Source organism: Methylobacterium sp. WL18 (assembly GCF_008040015.1).
In the GTDB taxonomy this organism is placed as follows: Bacteria; Pseudomonadota; Alphaproteobacteria; order Rhizobiales; family Beijerinckiaceae; genus Methylobacterium; species Methylobacterium mesophilicum.
Map to the genome: position 1 here is coordinate 1 of NZ_VRVD01001062.1, position 970 is coordinate 970.

Sequence of the window (970 nt, forward strand, 5' to 3'; positions counted from 1 at the left end):
CCGGACCTGCCCGCCCTGGCCCGCGCTCTGTCGCGGCCCGAGTTTTCGGCGGCTACGCCCGGTCCGGAGCGGCTGGCTCCGCTCGACGGGCCGGCGGCCTGATCCGGGCTCCGGCGGCCCCTGCATAGCTTCTGAGCAAGTACTATTCCTGGGCAACGGCTCAAGTTCTGAGCACGCATCAATGTTTTGCACCGTCTTGCGGGACCTGATTTCGCTTCGTAGTCTTCGCGACCACAACAAAAAAGACTTGATTCGAAACAACAGGGAGGATGCCATGACACGCGCCAACGACGTCAAGGACCGGTTCCGCGCCCGGCTGCAGGATGCCGACGCCCGCAGCAACGACTTCCGCCGGAAGCTGCTGGAGGAGGGCAACCGCGCCCTCGAGCCGGTGGTCGGCGTCCTGAACCTGATGGCCGAGGTGCTGAACGAGGAGGACAACGTCCACGGCAGCATCACCGGCCTCGAGGCCAAGATCGATCAGGACAACTTCATCAGCCTGTGCGCCAAGCTGCGCGGCACCGACACCGAGCAGAAGATCAAGATCAAGTACGGCCCCGAACTCGGCGGCAGCAACTATATCTCGGTCTCGGGCCTGAACCAGCGCTACAACGAGCGCCTGGTCCCGGGCGCGGCCGGGGCCGCCCTCGGCCGCAGCGTCGGCAGCGACATCCATCTGGACGAGCACCGCGGGACCGAGCTGGCCGAGGTGGTCCGCGAGGTCGTCGAGGATTTCTACGCCGCCCAGATCGAGCAGCGCAGCCACTTCGCCGCCGTGCAGTAGCCCGACCCGTGATCCTGCGGCGGGGAGCCGGATTCCCCTCGGCCCCGTCCTCGGCTAAGCCTGCCCGGGATGGGGATGGGGCTCCCCGATAACCGCCCGGCCGTCGCCAGGCCGGGCTGATGGCTCCTACCGCACGGGCGGCTCCGGACGTCCGCGGTGGGGCCGTGCGCCCGACGCCGCGACGCG

At 68.4% G+C, this 970-nt stretch carries 1 protein-coding gene and 1 riboswitch; the gene reads left to right on the top strand.

Going from position 1 to position 970, the window contains the following annotated elements; translation table 11 throughout:
* Positions 1–274: 274 nt before the first annotated feature.
* Positions 275–784: a hypothetical protein gene (locus FV228_RS30900; RefSeq protein ID WP_147857879.1), complete on the top strand. Its 510-nt coding sequence runs from the start codon at positions 275–277 to the stop codon at positions 782–784.
* Between the two features lie 62 nt (positions 785–846).
* Positions 847–920: riboswitch (Fluoride riboswitch) on the top strand.
* Positions 921–970: the final 50 nt, after the last annotated feature.

Coding starts and splice junctions, on each gene's coding strand:
- FV228_RS30900 (WP_147857879.1), top strand. CDS start 275: ATGACACGCGCCAACGACGTCAAGGACCGGTTCCGCGCCCGGCTGCAG.